Source organism: Acinetobacter sp. YH16031, assembly GCF_013417335.1.
Taxonomy (GTDB): Bacteria; Pseudomonadota; Gammaproteobacteria; order Pseudomonadales; family Moraxellaceae; genus Acinetobacter.
Genome location: NZ_VPED01000171.1, coordinates 1 through 1,262 on the forward strand (window position 1 = coordinate 1; position 1,262 = coordinate 1,262).

General features: G+C 31.3%; 2 protein-coding genes. Both read right to left on the bottom strand.

What is annotated here, in order from left to right; all coding sequences use genetic code 11:
- Positions 1–603: 603 nt before the first annotated feature.
- Complete coding sequence (locus tag FTV31_RS16935; RefSeq protein WP_180015801.1) at positions 604–945, bottom strand: hypothetical protein; 342 nt, start codon at positions 943–945, stop codon at positions 604–606.
- Positions 946–999: 54 nt separating this feature from the next.
- The coding region (locus FTV31_RS17215) for a hypothetical protein (RefSeq protein ID WP_218948759.1) at positions 1,000–1,262 on the bottom strand (263 nt) is incomplete at its 5' end.

Sequence of the window (1,262 nt, forward strand, 5' to 3'; positions counted from 1 at the left end):
ATAAATATTCTAGTCATCGTTATTGTCCGTATAATAATGAGTAACCCTCTTTATAGAGTTCATCAGTAGAATAATCGCTTTTGATGATCTTTAATTTTATTTATTCTCATGATTTTTCCTTGATCTAATTAAATTTTCAAAAAATACATCTACTTTGTGGTGCTATAGCTAAATTCTAAAGGCTATAGAATGTAAATATTTCTGTAAAACACCATTTTATAAAGTTTTGTACTGCTAACTTAAGTAATTAGCTATATTTGCTTATACAACATCAAGTATTAGTATAAATTTTATTTAAATAATATCGAGCTATTTTGAAATTTTTGTGACTATTTTTTTACACTTTTAGGGCACTCATCTTTCTAGGATAAATGTATTAATTATTAAAGAATGGTTATAGATTAAGTGAATCATTTCTAAGAGATTCTAAAATTAACATAATACCAATTATACGAAATGCTTGAAATTTTCCTATAAGCATCAATATCTTAACTAAAGCCGTTCCAGTAAACAGCGCACTGGAACGGCTTTTTTGTGATTATTCACGTTCCACGCCTATTCTTTGACCAAAGTTTCACAACTTTGATTAGCTCCAGTGAAGAATCAATTGTCAAAAACTGCTTTCGCCAAACGACCGAATAAACCTCGTTTTTTAGGTTCCGGTGTTATCGTAGCAGCTTGCTGAATAGGCTTATTTTCTATTGGTGTAACTTGTGGCGGCTGTACAATTTCTTGTAAGTCTGTAGTTGTACGGACTTGTTCATTTGTACTGTAAGCCTTACTGTCAGGTGTGCCGTAAACACGTTGCATTTCACTAAAATCAATGACTTTTCGATTCTTAGCATCTATTTCATAACTGATAGAACCATTCTTCATACGATCATAAATAGATGTACGAGCAATTCCATATTGTTTAGCTAATTCAGCAACGGTAAATTTAGGCATTATTTTTTGATTAGTTTTATAGCTATGAGTAGTTATTAATCATAGCTGATTTTTTCACTTATAAATTACGTGTAATTCACCATATTGAGTTTGAATTTTCTGCGAATTTCTAAACTGGAAACAAGTTTGGATTGCCGGGATTTGCGAAAAAGTTTGTTTAGGAATGTAATTTTTACATATATCTGGCGATAACATTTGCAGACCAAGCCCCTTAAGCCTAGCTTCTATCATTCTGTAATTTAATGCTTTTTCAATTCCAGATTCGACCATTGTTTGGCTCAGAAGACCGAAAGTTAGACCTGTGATAGTAACTATTA

Coding starts and splice junctions, on each gene's coding strand:
- FTV31_RS16935 (WP_180015801.1), bottom strand. CDS start 945: ATGCCTAAATTTACCGTTGCTGAATTAGCTAAACAATATGGAATTGCT.